Below are 16,650 nucleotides of genomic sequence, written 5' to 3'. Positions count from 1 at the left end.
CGAACTGGCCGAACAGGCCGCCGCGGACCGCGCGGCACTGGCCGCGGCGCGGGACGAGGCGACAGCCCTGCGGGCCGCGGGGCGCCTGGGACAGGTCCGCGACGATGCCGATGACGGCGCGGTCGCACGGCAGGCGGAACTGGAAAAGGCGCTCGACCGGCTGCGGGCGGTCAATGCGCAATTGCGCCAGAACAATGCAGCGCTGCGCCGGGCCCATGCAGATGGGCTGGCCGACCCGGAGCTTGTGAATACCGGGCTGCAACTGGAAATCGACGCGCTGTCCGCCGCCCGCGCCGCCGACCGGGCCGAAATCGACAGCATCCTTGCGGCGCTCGCACCCATCGTGGAGGAAACCGAAGATGCCTGAGGTCACCATCACCATCGGCGGGCGAAATTTCGAGGTCGCGTGCCAGGATGGCGAGCAGCCGTTTCTCGAAGCCGCGGCCGCCATGCTCGATATTGAGGCGCAAAGCATGGCGGGCCAGATGGGCCGCATCACCGAGGCGCGGATGCTTCTGATGTCCGGGCTGCTTCTGGCCGACAAGACCGCCGCGCTGGAAGAAAAGGTCCAGCAACTGGAAGCCGAGCGCGCGGCGTTGGAGGCGGAACTGGCGAATGCCGCCAGCCGTCCGGCGCAGCGGGTGGAGGTGCCGGTCATCCCGCAGGCGCTGTCGGACAGCCTGGCAGAGCTGGCCGCGCGCGCAGAGGCACTGGCCGACGACATGGACGCCACGACCCCGGCTTGATGCCCGCGACATCGACAGGCGTGGCGCTCGGACACGAAAAACCCGCTGTCATGCCACGCTGACAGCGGGTTGCCGTCTGGTCCGGATGGGGTCAGGCGTTCGCTTCGCGGATCTTGTCGGCGGCAACCTTGTCGAAGGACACGCCGTGATTGGCGAACAGCGTGTCGAGTTCGCCGGACAGGGTCATTTCGGTGATGATGTCGCATCCGCCGACGAATTCGCCCTTGACGTAAAGCTGCGGGATCGTGGGCCAGTCAGAATAGTCCTTGATTCCCTGCCGGATCGCGTCGTCTTCAAGGACGTTCACATCGACGAAATCCACGCCCATGTAGTTCAGCACGCCCGCGACACGGCTGGAAAAGCCGCATTGCGGCATGGATTTCGTGCCCTTCATGAACAGCACCACGTCATGGCCGGTCACGGTTTCGGTGATGCGGTCGGTCGCAGTCTGGTTGTTGTCTGTCATCTTGGGGTCTCATTCCTGTCTGGTGGGGCCGTATCGGCATCGGCATCGGATCTGGTGGGCTTATCGGCGTCGCGGTTGCTCTTGTGCAACGTGTCGTCATCGGCGTCGGGCGTGTCATCCTGCGACGGGTGCCCGGTGTCTTCAGCGTCAGGACTTGCGGCATCCGTGTCGTCCGGGAGAGGCTCAGGCTCTTCGTAGCTTGGTGCTTCCTCGTCGAATTCGAACCCGTCGCGCGGGTTCTCCGGGGGGCCGTACTTGCGGCGATGGAGATATTCGCGCACCGCTGCAAAGATGAAGATGGCGCCAAAGGCAAGAACGACGATCCACGGTATCGTTGTGATGGTCACGTCAGGCCGGAGATTTGGTCGTCAGGGCCAGCGCGTGCAATTCGCCGTTCGCGCCGTCCATCTTTCCCTTCAGCGCCGCATAGACGGCCCGCTGCTGTTCCACGCGGTTCTTGCCGCGAAAGCTCTCGTCGATCACCTCGGCGGCGTAGTGATTTCCGTCCCCCGCCAGATCGGTGATCGTGATCTGCGCGTCCGGGAAGCTCTGTCTGATCAGGCTTTCGATGTCCTGCGCTGCGATGGGCATCGGTACGCTCCTTCTGTCATGGCCGGAATGTAAGCCTGCGCCCGCAACGCTGCAAGCCGCAAGACCTTGCAAGCGCCGTGACGCGGCGTGTGCGCGGGTCAGCCGAGCTTTTCGGCGAAGGCGCTGCGCCAGACCTGCGCGAGATCTTCCAGCGGCGCTTCGGACCCGGCAAGGCGGATCGCGGTGCCACCGAACCGGCCCACCGCTTCCACCGGTACGCCGGCCTGGCCCGCAGCGATCATCAACGCCTCAGCACAGTCGAACGGGCAGGCGAGCAGGTAGCGCGCCTGGTCTTCTCCGAAGAGACGCGCAAGATCGCCCTCGTTGATCGTGACGCCGATATCGCCCGCCACCGCCATCTCGAACGCCGCCAGTGCCAGGCCGCCATCGCCGAGATCCGTAGCGGCCGTGATCAGCTTGCGATTGTTGCGCACGAACACGCCGTGGCGCCGTTCGGCCAGAAGATCGACCGCCGGTGCGTCGCCGTCCTCGCGGTTGAACACGCGCGCAAGCACGGCGGACTGGCCCAGATGCCCCGTCGTCTCGCCCACGAGGATCGCCAGATCGCCGGGTGCGGGCGCTGTGCCGATCAGGTTGCGCACGTTCTTGAGCAGTCCCACCGCACCGATGGTCGGTGTCGGCAGGATCGGCGCGCCGTCGGTTTCGTTGTACAGGCTGACATTGCCCGACACGATGGGCATGTCGAGCGCCGCGCAGGCCTCGCCGATCCCCTTTATCGCACCGACAAGCTGGCCCATGATCTCGGGCTTTTCGGGATTGCCGAAATTGAGGTTGTCCGTGGTCGCCAGAGGTTTCGCCCCGGCGGCGGAAAGGTTGCGATAGGCTTCGGCCACCGCCTGCTTGCCGCCTTCAAACGGGTTGGCGCGCACGTAGCGCGGGGTCACGTCGCAGGTGAACACGAGCGCCTTGCGCGTGCCGTGCACCCGCACCGCGCCCGCGCCAAGACCCGGCGCGCGAGCGGTATCGCCCATGACCTGGCTGTCATACTGTTCCCAGACCCAATGCTTGGCAGCGTGGTTCGGATCGGACAGCAGGGCGCGCAGCGCGTCTATGGGATCGACCTCGGGCACCGGCTCCATCGAGTCGGCCGGCGGTGTCTCCACCCATGGCCGGTCGTATTCGGGTGCCGTGCCCGACAGGGCGGCCAGAGGCAGATCGGCCCAGACCTGTCCCTTGTGCTCGATGATGAACCGGTCCTCGGCAATTGTCTCGCCCACGATGGCGAAGTCGAGATCCCACTTGTCGAAGACGGCCTTCGCCTCGGCCTCCTTCGCGGGGTCGAGCACCATGAGCATCCGCTCCTGGCTTTCGGACAGCATCATTTCATAGGCGGTCATGCCGTCTTCGCGCACCGGTACGGCGTCGAGATTCAGCCGGATGCCAAGGCCACCCTTGTCGCCCATTTCCACCGCCGAACAGGTCAGACCGGCGGCGCCCATGTCCTGGATCGATATCACGGCGCCGGTCTGCATAAGCTCCAGACAAGCCTCCATCAGCCGCTTTTCGGTGAACGGATCACCGACCTGCACCGTAGGGCGCTTTTCTTCGATCGTATCGTCGAACTCGGCGCTGGCCATGGTGGCGCCGCCCACGCCGTCGCGTCCCGTCTTGGCACCAAGATAAACGACCGGGCGGCCCACGCCCGACGCGGCCGAGTAAAAGATCGCATCCGCATCGGCGAGCCCTGCGGCGAAGGCGTTCACAAGGCAATTGCCGTCATAGGCCGCGTGGAACCGCACCTCGCCGCCCACGGTCGGCACGCCGAAGCAATTACCGTAACCGCCGATCCCCTCGACGACTCCATGCACCAATTGCCGTGTCTTCGGATGATCCGTCCGCCCGAAGCTGAGCGCGTTCATCGCCGCGATAGGCCGTGCGCCCATGGTGAACACGTCGCGCAGGATGCCGCCCATGCCCGTCGCGGCCCCCTGGTAGGGTTCGATATACGACGGGTGGTTGTGGCTTTCCATCTTGAAGACCACGGCCTGACCATCGCCGATATCCACGACGCCCGCGTTCTCGCCGGGTCCGCAGATCACCTGCGGCCCCTCGGTCGGCAGGGTACGCAGCCATTTCTTGGACGACTTGTAGGAACAGTGCTCGTTCCACATCGCCGAGAATATCCCGAGTTCGGTGAAGGTCGGGTCACGCCCCAGCAGATCGAGAATGCGCTGGTATTCGTCGGGCTTCAGCCCGTGGGCGGCGATCAGGTCGGGCGTGATGGCTGGCTCGGTCATGTCTACCTCTTGTCCGCAGGCGTGCGTATCCGAGACGCGGGGGAAAAGGAAGAGTGCCGCAGCGGCCAACGCCCGCGTTCCGCCCTGAGGGCACGCCGTGCGTCCGTATGGCCAAGGCAAAAAAAAGGCCGAGACAATGCTCGGCCTAGTCCAACAGGGAGGTAGAAGGGAGGCATCGCCTCGTCTTCTGAGCGCCACATATCTATGCAGACGGTGGTAATCAATGAGCAGGATGCCGCAGGTGCAGCATATCCGACATGCAGCCGTGACATGGCTGTCACGCCGCGGCGGTCAGATGTCGGTATGGCGCCGGGTTTCGGCCAGTTCGGCCATCACGAAATCTCGGAAGGCCGCGATGCGCTTGGACTGGCGCAGCTCTTCGGGATAGGCGAGGAAAACCGGCACGGACCCGCCCAGGACCTCGGGCAAGACGCTGACAAGATGCGGGAAATCCTGCGTCACGTAGTTCGGGAGGATGCCGATCCCGAGATGGTTGATGACCGCCTGCAGCACGCCGAAATAGTTGTTGACGGTCAGCAGCGACCTGATCTCGCCGGTCAGAAGTTCCTGCACCATGCGCGCCGCGGCGCTGACCTGAACGCTGTTGGGATTCTGGCAGATCAGGCGATGGTGTCGCATATCCGCCACGGTTTCCGGGGTGCCGTTTTCCGCCAGATACTCCTGCGTCGCGTAAAGCCGCATGTGGACGTTCATCAGCCGCTTGCGGATCAGGTCGGCCTGCGACGGTTCCTTCATGCGGATGGCCACGTCGGCTTCGCGCATGGGCAGGTCGAGCACGCGCTCTTCCAGCATCAGGTCGATCTTCAGGTCCGGATAGTCCCGGTAAAGTCGGCTCAGCCGGGGTGCCAACCAGAGCGACCCGAATCCGGTGGTGGTGGTCACGCGCAATTCGCCGAAAACCTCTTCCTCGCTGTCGCGGATCCGCGCGGCGGCGGCATCGAGCCGCTTGGCCATGGCCGAGGTCGCGTCGAACAGCAATTCGCCCTGTTCGGTCAGGATCAGCCCGCGCGCATGGCGGTGGAACAGGGTGGTGTTCAGGCTTTCCTCCAGCGCGCGGATCTGGCGGCTGACGGCCGATTGCGACAGGTGCAGCGCATCGCCCGCATGGGTGAGGCTGCCCGCATCCGCGACCGCGTGAAAGATCCTCAGCTTGTCCCAGTCCATCCCCGTTCCCTCGCACGATCCCATTGGTCCGTGCCCGCAGCATCGGGCGACCCGTGGCTTTCCGGTGCCTCTTGCGACACCTTGCAGGTGATGTATAGCCCATGACCCGCTCGACTTCACGCGGGGGTGCCGCGGCAGGCCGGTTTGCGTGCGGCTGTGGCCGCAGAGTCGCGTAACGGTTGCGCGGCGGGCAGTCCGGTGCGCAATGGGTTCTGTTGTGTCATGACGGTTTCACGACGGGCTCTTGCCGTGCGGCGCTGCCGGGTGATATTCCGGCGCACCGGTCACGCTTGGATGGGGTCATCAGGTGCAGGAGCGACAGACACCGCTGCGCCGCCGCAATGACGCGGCGCGCGAAATCAGCTACGCCCATTCCGCCGCGACCCGCGGCGGGCGCGCGCTGATCCGGGTGATGGAGAACGTCACCGGGCGCATCGGCCTGATCCGCCGCGCGCGCGGCTACGAGGTCGAGATCGCCAAGGGCCGCGATTTCTGGGAGGTGATGGCTGAACGCTATGGCCTGTCCCTGCGGGTGATCGGCGGATCGCTGGACGATATTCCGCGCCACGGGCCGCTGGTGCTGATCGCAAACCACCCGTTCGGGATTCTCGACGGGCTGATGATGGGGCGTATCCTCAGCGAAGTGCGCGGCGATTTCCGCATCCTCGCGCACCAGGTGTTCCGCAAGGCGGCCGATCTCGACCGTCATATACTACCGATTTCCTTCGACGAGACGCGCGAGGCGATGGCGTTGAACTTGCGCACGCGGAAGACGGCGCTCGATTACCTGACGCAGGGCGGGGCCATCGGCATCTTTCCGGGCGGCACCGTGTCCACCGCCGCGAAGCCGTTTTCGCAGCCCATGGACCCCGGCTGGCGGTCCTTCACGGCGCGCATGGTCGCGCGGTCCGATGCGCAGATCGTGCCGATGTTCTTCTGCGGGCACAATTCGCGGTTCTTCCAGGTGGCGAGCCATCTGCATTACACCCTGCGCATGGGGCTCCTGATCAAGGAATTCGGCGCCAAGACCGACAAGCCCGTGGAGGTCGTGATCGGCAAGCCGATCCCGCAGGCCGCATTGGCACCCTTCATCGGCGATGCGCGCGCGATGATGGACTTCCTGCGCGCGCAAACCTATGCCTTGTCCCCGGTGCCGGTGCGCAACCCGGGCTACGGATTCGAGTTCGAGGAAAGGCACAGGCACTAGATGGCCGTTGGCGTATTCGATAGCGGGCTTGGCGGGCTCACGGTACTGGATGCGCTCGTGCGCCGGCTGCCCAACGTGCCCTTCGTTTATTATGGCGATAACGCGCATACCCCTTACGGCGTGCGGGACGCCGACGATATCTATGCGCTGACCACGCGCGGGGTCGAACGGCTCTGGGATGCGGGCTGCGATCTGGTGATCTTGGCGTGCAACACGGCCTCGGCGGCGGCGCTGCGGCGGATGCAGGAAAGCTGGGTGCCGCGCGACAAGCGGGTCCTGGGCGTGTTCGTGCCCCTGATCGAGGCGCTGACCGAACGGCAATGGGGCGACAATTCCCCGCCGCGCGAGGTCGCGGTCAAGCACGTGGCGCTGTTCGCAACCCCCGCCACGGTGTCGTCGCGCGCGTTCCAGCGCGAACTGGCGTTCCGCGCCATCGGCGTCGACGTGGAGGCGCAGCCCTGCGGCGGACTGGTGGACGCGATCGAGGACGGGGATGAAATCCTGGCCGAGGCGCTGGTGCGGTCCCATGTGGAGGCGCTGCAGCGCCGGATGCCCAAGCCCGAGGCCGCCATTCTTGGTTGTACCCATTACCCACTGATGGAAACGGCGTTCCAGCAGGCGCTGGGGCCGGATGTGCGGGTCTACAGCCAGGCGAATATCGTGGCCGAAAGCCTTGCCGATTACCTCGGGCGGCGTCCGGACATGGTTGGGCCGGGCAAGACATCGGCCTTTCTGACAACGGGCGATCCGGCGCGGGTATCGTCGAAGGCCACGCAATTCCTGCGGCGCAAGATCGCGTTCACCGCGGCGTGAGTTGCGGCGCCTCCGCGCGACACCTACACATTCACGAAACGGAAAAGGACGCCATGGCACATCGCATCGCCATTCTCGGGGCCAGCGGATACACGGGCGCGGAGCTTGTCCGCCTTATCGCCACCCATCCGGCGATGGAGATCGTGGTCCTGACTGCGGACCGCAAGGCCGGGCAGACCATGGGGCAGGTGTTTCCGCATCTGCGCCATCTCGACCTGCCGGTGCTGCAACGGATCGAGGACGTGGATTTCAGCGGGGTCGATCTGGTTTTCTGCGCACTTCCCCATGCGACCACGCAAAGCGTGATCAATGGCTTGCCGCGTGATCTTAAGGTCGTGGACCTGTCCGCCGATTTCCGGCTGCGCGATCCTGCGGCTTATAAGAAATGGTATGGCCAACCCCATGCCGCCGTCGAATTGCAGGCGAGGGCGGTCTATGGCCTGACCGAATTCTACCGCGACGATATCCGCACCGCGCGGCTGGTCGCCTGCACCGGCTGCAACGCGGCCACCGGGCAGTTCGCGCTGCGCCCGCTGATCGCAGCAGGGCTGGTGGATCTCGAAGACATCATCATCGACCTGAAGACCGGCGTGTCCGGCGCGGGCCGGTCGCCGAAGGAAAACCTGCTCCATGCCGAGCTGTCCGAGGGCACGCATCCTTACGGTGTCGGCGGCGTGCACCGCCATCTGGGCGAGTTCGACCAGGAATTCAGCGCCATCGCCGGCCGCCCCGTGGAGGTGCAGTTCACGCCGCACCTGCTGCCCGCCAACCGCGGCATTCTCGCCACGATCTACGTCAAGGGCGATCCGGCCGCGATCCATGCCGAACTGGCGCGTGCTTATGATGAAGAGCCGTTCCTCGTGGTGCTGCCGATGGGCGAGGTGCCGTCCACCCGCCATGTGCGCGGGGGCAACTTCGTGCATCTGGGTGTCGCAGGTGACAGGCGCCCGGGCCGTGCTATCATTCTTGCAGTGCTGGACAACCTGACCAAGGGATCGTCGGGCCAGGCGATCCAGAACGCCAACCTGATGCTGGGAGAAGAGGAAACCACGGGCCTGATGCTGGCCCCGGTGTTTCCCTGAGAACCGAATGAAGAGCCTGAAAAAGAAACGTCGTATCCAGGTCGTATCACTCGCCGCGGTGGCGCTCGTGGTGTCCACGGCGCTGATCGGATATGCCATGCGCGACGGGATCAATTTCTTCCGCAGCCCGTCCGAGGTGATGGCCGCGCCGCCCGCGCCGTCCGAAACCTTCCGCATCGGCGGGCTTGTCGAAGACGGCAGCCTTCAACGCGGGCAGGGCGAGACGATCCGCTTCGTCGTGACCGATGGCGGGGCGTCCGTGCCGGTGGAGTTCCGCGGCGTGCTGCCGGACCTGTTCGGCGAAGGGCAGGGCATGGTCGGCACCGGGCGCTATGTCGAGGGCACGTTCGTCGCGTCCGAAATCCTCGCCAAGCACGACGAGACCTACATGCCCAAGGAAGTCACCGACGCGCTGAAGGCGCAGGGCGTCTATCGCGACCCGACCGAAACCGGAAGCTGAACCTGCCTGGGGAGGGCACGCCATGATCGTCGAACTGGGCCATTTTGCACTTCTGCTGGCCGCCTGCGTGGCGCTGGTGCAAACCGTCGTGCCACTGGTCGGCGCGCAAAGGGGCTGGGCCACCTGGATGGCCGTGGCCGCGCCGACCGCCACCGCGCAACTGCTGCTGACCGCATTTAGCTTCAGTGCGCTGACCTACGCCTTCGTAGTGTCGGATTTCTCGGTCAAGCTGGTGGTGGACAATTCGCACAGCCTGAAACCGATGCTCTACAAGGTCACGGGCGTCTGGGGGAACCACGAGGGGTCCATGCTGCTTTGGGTCCTGATCCTGACGCTTTACAGCGCATGCGTGGCATGGTTCGGGGGCAACCTGCCACCGTCCCTGAAGGCGCGCGTGCTGTCCGTGCAGGCCGCGATCGGCCTTGTGTTCATGGTGTTCATCATCTTCACCTCCAACCCGTTCCTGCGCATGGCCGTGCCGCCGCTGGACGGGCAGGACCTGAACCCGCTGCTGCAGGATCCCGGTCTCGCCTTCCATCCGCCGTTCCTGTATCTCGGTTATGTCGGGCTTTCGGTCACGTTCTCCTTCGCCATCGCCGCGCTGATCGAAGGGCGCGTGGATGCCGCCTGGGGTGGCTGGGTCCGGCCCTGGACGCTTGCGGCCTGGATGTTCCTGACAGTGGGCATCGCGCTGGGATCGTGGTGGGCTTATTACGAACTGGGCTGGGGCGGTTTCTGGTTCTGGGATCCGGTCGAGAACGCGTCCTTCATGCCGTGGCTCTTGGCCGCAGCGCTGCTGCACTCGGCCATCGTGGTGGAAAAGCGCGAAAGCCTGAAGGCCTGGACGATCCTGCTGGCGATCCTCGCCTTCGGGTTTTCCATGATCGGTACCTTCATCGTGCGGTCCGGCATTCTCACCTCGGTCCATGCCTTTGCCAATGACCCGGAACGGGGCGTGTTCATCCTTGGGATCATCGCGCTGTTCCTGGGCGGCGGCCTGACCTTGTTCACGGCCCGGGCCAGCGCCATGCAGGCGCGCGGCGTGTTCGGCATCGTCAGCCGCGAAAGCGCGCTGGTGGCCAACAACATCCTGCTGGCGGTGTCGTGCTTCGTGGTTTTCGTGGGCACGATCTGGCCGCTCGTGGCCGAGATGCTGTTCGACCGCAAGCTGTCGGTCGGTCCGCCCTTCTTCGACGCGGCCTTCACGCCCTTCATGGTGGCGCTGGCGATCATCCTGCCGCTCGGCGCCGTCATCCCGTGGAAACGCGGCAAGCTGGACCGGGTCGCTCGGATCATGGTGATCCCTGCGATTTCCGCCTTCCTGATCGCGGCGCTCGTCTGGACTTTCCAGACGGAACGCAGCATCCTGGCGCCCATCGGCATCGCGCTGGGGGTGTGGCTGATCGCCGGGTCCAAGATGGACCTGTGGATGCGCACCGGGCGCGGCGACCTGCAATCCCGCCTGCGCCGCCTGTGGAACCTGCCGCGCGCGGACTGGGGCAAGGCCACCGCCCATATCGGGCTGGGCGTGACCTTCATCGGCATCGCGGCCCTGACCGCGTGGGAACAGGAGGATATCCGCGTCGCGCAGGTCGGTGACACCTTCACGGTCGGACGCTACGAGATCACGCTCGCGGACGTGCGCCGGGTGCAGGGGCCCAACTATCAAAGCATCATGGCCGACATGGTGGTGGAGCGGAACGGACGGCAGATCGCGATCCTGAACCCCGAGAAGCGAAACTACCCGGTCGCGCAGATGCCCACGACCGAAGCCGGGATCGACAACGGCGTATTCCGCGATCTCTATCTGGTGATCGGTGATCCGCAAGCGGGTGGCGGCTGGGCAGTGCGTACATATATCAAGCCCTTCGCCAACTGGATATGGGCGGGGGCGATCATCATGTCGCTTGGCGGCTTCATCAGCTTGGCGGACCGGCGGTTCCGCGTGGCCCCCGGTGCGGCGCGCGACCGCGACGCCAAGCCGGTGCCGGCGGAATGACCGGGCGTCTGCGATCCTGCGTGCTGGCGGTCCTGCTGCTACTGGTGCCCGTCGCCGCGCCCGCCGTGCAACCGGACGAGGTGCTGCCGGACCCCGCGCTGGAAGCCCGCGCGCGCGAGATATCGGACGGGTTGCGCTGCCTCGTCTGCCGCAACGAGAACATCGACGAATCCAACGCGGATCTTGCGCGGGACATGCGGCTTCTGGTGCGCGAACGGATCGTCGAAGGTGACAGCAATGATGAAGTCGTGGATTTCATCGTGGACCGCTACGGCGAATACGTCCTGCTGAACCCGACGACGCGCGGGTCGAACCTGATCCTGTGGCTTGCCGGTCCGGCCATGTTCCTTCTCGCCGCGGGGATCGGCTGGGGTTACCTGCGGTCGCGCCAGAGCGCTGACGCGGAAGCCACACCTGACCTGAGTGCCGACGAGGCGGCGCAGTTGAAGAAAATTCTCGGCGAGTGACCCAGCGTTGCGCTTTTCCGGTCTTCGGTTTGCCGTAGGCTGGTGCGCAACTGCGGAGAGACGGCCATGGATTTTCAGACGATCACCTTCGACATCGCCGACGATGTCGCCACCCTGACGCTGGCGCGCCCCGAACGGCGCAACGCGCTGAACAGCCAGATGCGGGCCGAGATTTCCGCCGCGATCCGCGTGGCGCAGGAACAGGCCCGCGTTCTGGTGCTGACCGGGGCGGGGGACAGTTTCTGTTCGGGTCAGGATCTGGGCGATGGCACTGGCACGATGGATATCGAACGGGTGCTGCGCGACGAATACACGCCCATGCTGCGGGCGATCTTCGACTGTCCTATCCCTACCATCGCCGCTGTGAACGGTGCCGCAGCGGGGGCAGGGGCCAACCTTGCACTGGCGGCGGATGTCGTCATCGCCGCTGATCGCGCGGTGTTTCTGCAGGCGTTCACGCGGATCGGTCTCATGCCGGACGCGGGCGGCACCTTTTGGCTACCCCGGCAGGTCGGCTTCGCGCGTGCGATGGGGGCGGCGCTTTTCGCGGAACCCGTCACCGCACGCCAGGCCGAGGCTTGGGGCATGATTTGGGAAGCCGTCGAAGACGACCTGTTCACCGGCCATGTGGCCCGGCGGGCGCTGCAACTGGCGCAAGGGCCGACGCTCGCCTACGCAGCGGTCAAGCAGGCGATGCGCGCAAGTGCCGCCAACGATCTGGATACGCAACTGGCGCTGGAGGCGCAGTTGCAAGGTCAGTGCGGGCGCACCCGCGACTTCAGCGAAGGCGTCGTCGCATTTCTCGACAAGCGGGCGCCGGTCTTCGAGGGGCGCTGATCCGCTTCACAGCGACCAGTTCGGCGGGCGCTTTTCGATGAAGGCGGCGATGCCCTCGGCCGTGTCGTCATCCATCATGTTGCGCACCATCGCGTCGCGGGTCAGCGCGTAGGCCCCGGCCAGATCCCGTTCCATCTGGTCGTAGAACGCGCCCTTGCCGATACGCACGGCGCTGCCCAGCTTACCCGCAACCTGTTCGGCCAGTGCCATTGTCTCGGCCTCCAGCGCGTCGGGGGGGACGACACGGTTCACAAGACCCAATTCCCGCGCCTGATGCGCGTCGATGAAATCGCCGGTGGTCAGCATCTCGAACGCCTGCTTTCGCGGGATGTTGCGCGACAGCGCGACCATCGGCGTCGAGCAGAACAGCCCGATATTGACCCCGTTCACGCCAAACCGCGTGCCTGTCGCCGCCACCGCCATGTCACAACTGGCGACCAGCTGGCAGCCCGCCGCGGTGGCGATCCCGTGGACCTGCGCGATGACCGGCTGCGGCTGGCGCGGGACGGCCTGCATGAGCGCGCCGCAGCGATCGAAGAGATCGGCAAAATAGGCCGCACCGCCATCGGGCGCGGCGCGCGCGGCGGTCATTTCCTTAAGGTCGTGACCGGCGCAGAACGCCTTGCCCGTCCCGCGGAGCACGATCACCCGGATGGCGGGGTCGTCCGCCAGTTCGGTCAGCGTGCCCGTCAGCGCCGCCAGCATCCCGTCCGACAACGCGTTGAGTGCGCGCGGCGCGTTCAGGGTCAGGCAGGCGACGGCGCCGCGATCGGTGCGGATCAACGGGTCTGTCGTCACATCGGGCCTATCGATCGTGTCAGGCATCTTGAACCTCCTCGCGTTTCGCGGAACCGTAGCGGTTCGGACTTCACGGGGAAAGCGATGCACGATCTGAAAATGGACATGCCCGCGCTGCGCGCGTTTCTCGACGCCGAGTTTCCCCAGGTGGCCGGTGCGCTGGACCTGCGCACGCTGTCGCCGGGGCGACTCGATCTGGTGCTTCGACCCGATGACAGCCATTTGCGACCGGGCGGCACGGTTTCGGGGCCAACCATGTTCATGCTCGCCGATGTCGGAGTTTACCTTGCCGTCCTGGCGCTTGTCGGGCCGAGGGCGCTCGCCGTCACCACGGGCTGCTCCATGGATTTCCTGCGAAAGCCGAGCGCCGACAAGACGTTGCTGGCCGAGATCGAGATCCTGAAATGCGGCAGGCGGCTCGCGGTCGGCGATGCGCGCCTGACATCGGGGGGCGCAGAGGGGCCCCTGGTGGCCCGCGGGACCTTAACCTACTTCATTCCCTAGAGTTGTGCGGCGCCGGGCGCGCGGCGTAGATGAAGCTCGCGGTGCCCTTCCGGTGGGGCCGGTGCGCCCCCGCAATGGCTGCCAGAATGGTCAGAAGTTAACGGCTGTTAAACTTCCGTATAGGGAACATGATCGGATGCATGTTCGCGCATACGAGCCGATCTCGGTAGGGTTCTGATGTCGGCAATAGCCTGTCGGCACTTGGAACGGATGGGATGGACATGACACAGTACAGCGACAAGCAGGACCGCCTCGGCCGGGTCACGCTCGGTACCCTGTGCGTGGTTCTGTGCTTTCCCGCGATGGCGCTCGCGGATGCCTATGGCGCGGCCGGCGTCGGCCCTTCGGACGAGATCATCCAGGGTGCGCCGTCCGTCAGGGGCTTCGTCAACGACGGCGACGAGGCGCTGGTCGAAACCGTCATGCTCTACATGAACGGTTGCCCGCTGGTTAGTATCACCCCGCCCGAAGGCGGGCGCGGGATGCCGGTCGTGACCTCCATCGAGCAGACCGGAGAATGCGTGGCCGGGCGCGGGACGCAGGATCCCGCGATCCTTGAGGCGCGGGGCGATAGCGGCATGCATGTGCAACTCTGGACCGGGGCGGACGACGACAGCGAAGACAGCAATGCGCTGGTGATCGAGGTGTCGAGCCTCTATCCCGCAGCACTGCCCGATCCGTCCGGGACCGTGGCGGATGGCGCTGTGCCACCCTTCTACATCCCCGGCGCTTTCGGCGATCCCTCGGGCGACCTGACACTTGCGTCCTCTGGCGGCGGTGGCGGCGGTGGATCGCTCTGGGGTGGCGGGGCCGGATGGTCCGGCGGCGGCTCTGGCGGTGGGTCCGGTGGGTCCGGCGGTGGTTCGGGTGGCGGTACCTCGGTGCCCGGCGGCGGTTTCCTGAACACCTCGCCGGGTGGCGGCGGATCGCCTGCGGCGCCACCCATCGCCGCGGTCCCGCTGCCGGCAACGCTGCTGCTGCTGCTCTGGGCGCTGCAACTGTTGCGCAGCTACGTACGCCGGACCTGACAGCGCATCCCCAATCGGCCCCACGCCCGCGCCCTGACCGGCGCGGGCGTTCGGATTCAGGCCGTTCCAGACGATCAAATCATGGGTATCTGGTTACCTAATTTTCAGATCATTGAAAACGTTCAATAATACGCGGCATGTCGCCCTTGACTGCGCGCTTGAAACCCGTAGAACCCCCCAATCCCGACACCGGCGCCACAAGGGCGGCGGGTCGGCCGCCATACACGCCGTTTCCTGACAAGGGTCGCGACCATGAAAACCTTTACAGCCAAACCGGCTGATATCGAGAAGAAATGGATCCTGATCGACGCCGAAGGTGTCGTTCTGGGCCGTCTCGCCTCGATCATCGCCATGCGCCTGCGCGGCAAGCACAAGGCCAGCTTCACACCGCATATGGACATGGGCGACAACGTCATCGTCATCAATGCCGACAAGGTGCAGCTGACCGGGCGCAAGCGCACCGACAAGACCTATTACCGCCATACCGGCCATCCCGGCGGCATCAAGTCGGTGACCGCCGACAAGGTGCTTGACGGCAAGCACCCCGAGCGGGTGCTGGAGCTTGCAGTGAAGCGCATGCTGCCCGGCAACAAGCTGAGCCGCCAGCAGATGACCAACCTGCGCATCTACGCCGGCACTGCGCACCCGCACGAGGCGCAGGCGCCCGAGGTGCTGGACGTCAAGATCCTCAACCCCAAGAACACGCGGAGCGCATGATGGCCGACGAAATCAAATCGCTCGACGACCTGAAGGGTGCCGTGGCCGGGACCGCTGCGGACGTGACCGTGATGGAACCCGAAGCGCCCCGCGAACCCGTGCGCGACGCGCTCGGCCGTTCCTACGCCACCGGCAAGCGGAAAGACGCGGTCGCCCGTGTCTGGATCAAGCCCGGTTCCGGCAAGGTCACCGTGAACGGCAAGGACATGGACGCCTATTTCGCGCGCCCGGTGTTGCAGATGATCCTGCGCCAGCCCTTCACCGTGGCCGGCGTGTCGGGCCAGTTCGACGTGATGGCGACCGTCAAGGGCGGTGGGCTGTCCGGGCAGGCGGGTGCGGTCAAGCACGGCGTGTCCAAGGCGCTGCAGCTGTACGATCCGTCGCTGCGTGGGGCACTGAAGGCAGCGGGCTTCCTGACGCGCGACAGCCGCGTTGTGGAACGCAAGAAATACGGCAAGCGCAAGGCGCGCCGGAGCTTCCAGTTCTCCAAGCGCTGATCGCCAGCCGATCACGACACGGTATCACGGGCCCCCATCGCGGGGCCCGTTTTCGTGTGCGGGCCGCAGGAACAGCGCCCGCTCGGCCCGCGCCGAGGCGTCGAGAAACGCGACCACGGCCTGCACCGGACGGTCGGCGCGCAGGTTCTCGTGCCACACGGTCCAATAGCTCCGTTCGATGCGGATCTCGGGGAAAAGCAGCATCAGGTCGGGGTCGTCCGCAGCCATGAAATCGTGCAGCACGCCGATCCCGGCGCCGCCGCGCACAGCGGCGACCTGGCCCACTGCGGTGGCGATTTCCACGGTGGCTCTCCAATCGCGCAAGACCTCGGACGTGTAGGCCAGTTCCGGTGTGTGCATGAGATCGTCGACATAGCCCACAAGGTCGTGCTCGCGCAGCGCTGCCGGGTCGGCGGGTGTGCCGTGCCGCGCGAGATAGGCGCGCGCTGCGTACACCCCAAGCGTGTAGTCCGTCAGGCGCCGCACGCGCAGGCGCCCCTTGTCGGGCCGCCCCACCATGATCGCCAGATCGGCCTCGCGTTCCGACAGCGAGAAACTGCGCGACACCGGCACAAGCTGTACGCGCAGCCCAGGATGCGCCGCCCGCAGCGTCCCCAGTCGCGGGGCGAGGAAGGCCGCACCGAACCCGTCCGGTGTGCCAATGCGCACCGTACCGGCGATGCCCTCCGGCCCTGCCAGTTCGGATGCCACGGCCATTACCTCCGCCTCCATCCGTTCGGCGGTGGCGAAAAGCGCGCGCCCCTGTTCCGTCAAGGCGGACCCGCGGGTGGTCCGGTCGATCAGACGTTGTCCCAGAGCGGCTTCCAGCGCGGCGATCCGGCGGCTCAGTTTCGCCTGGCTGATGCCCAGCCGCCGCGCGGCGCCAAGGATCTGACCTTCCCGTGCCACGGCGAGGAAATGCCGGATATCGTCCCAGTCCATGCTCACACGTTCTTGCATAACGGATCGCCATTCACGGCCATTTATATGCACAA

19 protein-coding genes and 1 pseudogene are annotated in these 16,650 nt (G+C 65.8%); 13 read left to right on the top strand and 7 right to left on the bottom strand.

The genetic code is table 11. From position 1 onward, the window contains the following. Both DDE13_RS10120 and DDE13_RS10115 read left to right on the top strand, forming a co-directional pair. Nucleotides 1-367, top strand: a pseudogene (locus tag DDE13_RS10120) (hypothetical protein); the annotation flags it as partial. Beyond that, nucleotides 360-746 carry a cell division protein ZapA gene (locus DDE13_RS10115; RefSeq protein WP_111403958.1) on the top strand — a complete coding sequence of 129 codons (387 nt, stop codon included), beginning with the start codon at nucleotides 360-362 and terminating at the stop codon, nucleotides 744-746. The pseudogene DDE13_RS10120 and the gene DDE13_RS10115, both read left to right, overlap by 8 nt. A 91-nt stretch (nucleotides 747-837) precedes the next feature. Here the strand turns inward: DDE13_RS10115 and grxD are convergent, their stop codons facing one another. From grxD to DDE13_RS10090, 5 genes are all read right to left on the bottom strand, one after another. Next, complete coding sequence (grxD, locus tag DDE13_RS10110) at nucleotides 838-1,212, bottom strand: Grx4 family monothiol glutaredoxin (RefSeq protein ID WP_111403957.1); 375 nt, start codon at nucleotides 1,210-1,212, stop codon at nucleotides 838-840. After that, nucleotides 1,209-1,559: a hypothetical protein gene (locus DDE13_RS10105; RefSeq protein WP_111403956.1), complete on the bottom strand. Its 351-nt coding sequence runs from the start codon at nucleotides 1,557-1,559 to the stop codon at nucleotides 1,209-1,211. Before DDE13_RS10105 ends, grxD begins: the two co-directional genes overlap by 4 nt. Nucleotide 1,560: 1 nt before the next feature. Continuing rightward, on the bottom strand, nucleotides 1,561-1,803 hold the full coding sequence (locus tag DDE13_RS10100) for a BolA/IbaG family iron-sulfur metabolism protein (RefSeq protein ID WP_111403955.1): 243 nt from the start codon (nucleotides 1,801-1,803) through the stop codon (nucleotides 1,561-1,563). Nucleotides 1,804-1,901: 98 nt separating this feature from the next. Beyond that, complete coding sequence (gene purL, locus DDE13_RS10095) at nucleotides 1,902-4,061, bottom strand: phosphoribosylformylglycinamidine synthase subunit PurL (protein WP_111403954.1); 2,160 nt, start codon at nucleotides 4,059-4,061, stop codon at nucleotides 1,902-1,904. A gap of 291 nt (nucleotides 4,062-4,352) precedes the next feature. Continuing rightward, nucleotides 4,353-5,246 (bottom strand): LysR family transcriptional regulator, encoded by an 894-nt coding sequence (locus DDE13_RS10090; RefSeq protein ID WP_111403953.1) that lies wholly within the window; start codon nucleotides 5,244-5,246, stop codon nucleotides 4,353-4,355. Nucleotides 5,247-5,574: 328 nt separating this feature from the next. On the opposite strand from DDE13_RS10090, the gene DDE13_RS10085 reads away from it, so the two are divergent. From DDE13_RS10085 to DDE13_RS10055, 7 genes are all read left to right on the top strand, one after another. Next, nucleotides 5,575-6,453 (top strand): lysophospholipid acyltransferase family protein, encoded by an 879-nt coding sequence (locus tag DDE13_RS10085; RefSeq protein WP_394340297.1) that lies wholly within the window; start codon nucleotides 5,575-5,577, stop codon nucleotides 6,451-6,453. Next, nucleotides 6,454-7,266: a glutamate racemase gene (locus DDE13_RS10080; RefSeq protein ID WP_111403952.1), complete on the top strand. Its 813-nt coding sequence runs from the start codon at nucleotides 6,454-6,456 to the stop codon at nucleotides 7,264-7,266. A gap of 53 nt (nucleotides 7,267-7,319) precedes the next feature. Beyond that, nucleotides 7,320-8,348, top strand: coding sequence for an N-acetyl-gamma-glutamyl-phosphate reductase (argC, locus tag DDE13_RS10075; protein ID WP_111403951.1), 1,029 nt, complete (start codon nucleotides 7,320-7,322; stop codon nucleotides 8,346-8,348). A 7-nt stretch (nucleotides 8,349-8,355) separates the two neighbouring features. Beyond that, the gene (gene ccmE / locus DDE13_RS10070; protein ID WP_111403950.1) at nucleotides 8,356-8,808 is read left to right on the top strand and encodes a cytochrome c maturation protein CcmE; all 453 of its coding nucleotides are present in this window, start codon (nucleotides 8,356-8,358) and stop codon (nucleotides 8,806-8,808) included. 22 nt (nucleotides 8,809-8,830) lie between these two features. Continuing rightward, nucleotides 8,831-10,807, top strand: a complete 1,977-nt coding sequence (locus DDE13_RS10065; RefSeq protein ID WP_111403949.1) for a heme lyase CcmF/NrfE family subunit — start codon at nucleotides 8,831-8,833, stop codon at nucleotides 10,805-10,807. Further along, nucleotides 10,804-11,274 carry a cytochrome c-type biogenesis protein gene (locus tag DDE13_RS10060; RefSeq protein ID WP_111403948.1) on the top strand — a complete coding sequence of 157 codons (471 nt, stop codon included), beginning with the start codon at nucleotides 10,804-10,806 and terminating at the stop codon, nucleotides 11,272-11,274. The genes DDE13_RS10065 and DDE13_RS10060 overlap by 4 nt, the downstream gene beginning before the upstream one ends. Before the next feature lie 66 nt (nucleotides 11,275-11,340). Continuing rightward, nucleotides 11,341-12,111, top strand: coding sequence for an enoyl-CoA hydratase-related protein (locus DDE13_RS10055; RefSeq protein ID WP_111403947.1), 771 nt, complete (start codon nucleotides 11,341-11,343; stop codon nucleotides 12,109-12,111). A 6-nt stretch (nucleotides 12,112-12,117) separates the two neighbouring features. Here the strand turns inward: DDE13_RS10055 and DDE13_RS10050 are convergent, their stop codons facing one another. Continuing rightward, nucleotides 12,118-12,936: an enoyl-CoA hydratase gene (locus DDE13_RS10050; protein WP_111403946.1), complete on the bottom strand. Its 819-nt coding sequence runs from the start codon at nucleotides 12,934-12,936 to the stop codon at nucleotides 12,118-12,120. A 57-nt stretch (nucleotides 12,937-12,993) separates the two neighbouring features. On the opposite strand from DDE13_RS10050, the gene DDE13_RS10045 reads away from it, so the two are divergent. The 4 genes from DDE13_RS10045 (at nucleotide 12,994) to rpsI (ending at nucleotide 15,655) form a co-directional block, all read left to right on the top strand. Next, nucleotides 12,994-13,413 (top strand): PaaI family thioesterase, encoded by a 420-nt coding sequence (locus DDE13_RS10045; RefSeq protein WP_235868659.1) that lies wholly within the window; start codon nucleotides 12,994-12,996, stop codon nucleotides 13,411-13,413. Between the two features lie 221 nt (nucleotides 13,414-13,634). After that, the gene (locus DDE13_RS22815) at nucleotides 13,635-14,441 is read left to right on the top strand and encodes a hypothetical protein (protein ID WP_162630939.1); all 807 of its coding nucleotides are present in this window, start codon (nucleotides 13,635-13,637) and stop codon (nucleotides 14,439-14,441) included. Between the two features lie 252 nt (nucleotides 14,442-14,693). Next, a complete protein-coding gene (rplM, locus tag DDE13_RS10035; RefSeq protein WP_111403945.1) occupies nucleotides 14,694-15,158 on the top strand; it encodes a 50S ribosomal protein L13 in 465 nt (154 codons plus the stop codon). Continuing rightward, on the top strand, nucleotides 15,158-15,655 hold the full coding sequence (gene rpsI, locus DDE13_RS10030; protein ID WP_111403944.1) for a 30S ribosomal protein S9: 498 nt from the start codon (nucleotides 15,158-15,160) through the stop codon (nucleotides 15,653-15,655). The genes rplM and rpsI overlap by 1 nt, the downstream gene beginning before the upstream one ends. Nucleotides 15,656-15,679: 24 nt before the next feature. Here the strand turns inward: rpsI and DDE13_RS10025 are convergent, their stop codons facing one another. Continuing rightward, complete coding sequence (locus tag DDE13_RS10025) at nucleotides 15,680-16,597, bottom strand: LysR family transcriptional regulator (protein ID WP_111403943.1); 918 nt, start codon at nucleotides 16,595-16,597, stop codon at nucleotides 15,680-15,682. Nucleotides 16,598-16,650 lie beyond the last annotated feature (53 nt).

The organism is Meridianimarinicoccus zhengii (genome assembly GCF_003254465.1).
GTDB classification, from domain to species: Bacteria; Pseudomonadota; Alphaproteobacteria; order Rhodobacterales; family Rhodobacteraceae; genus Meridianimarinicoccus; species Meridianimarinicoccus zhengii.
The sequence above is the reverse complement of the archived record's forward strand: the minus strand, read 5'-3'. Positions and strand labels throughout refer to the sequence as shown.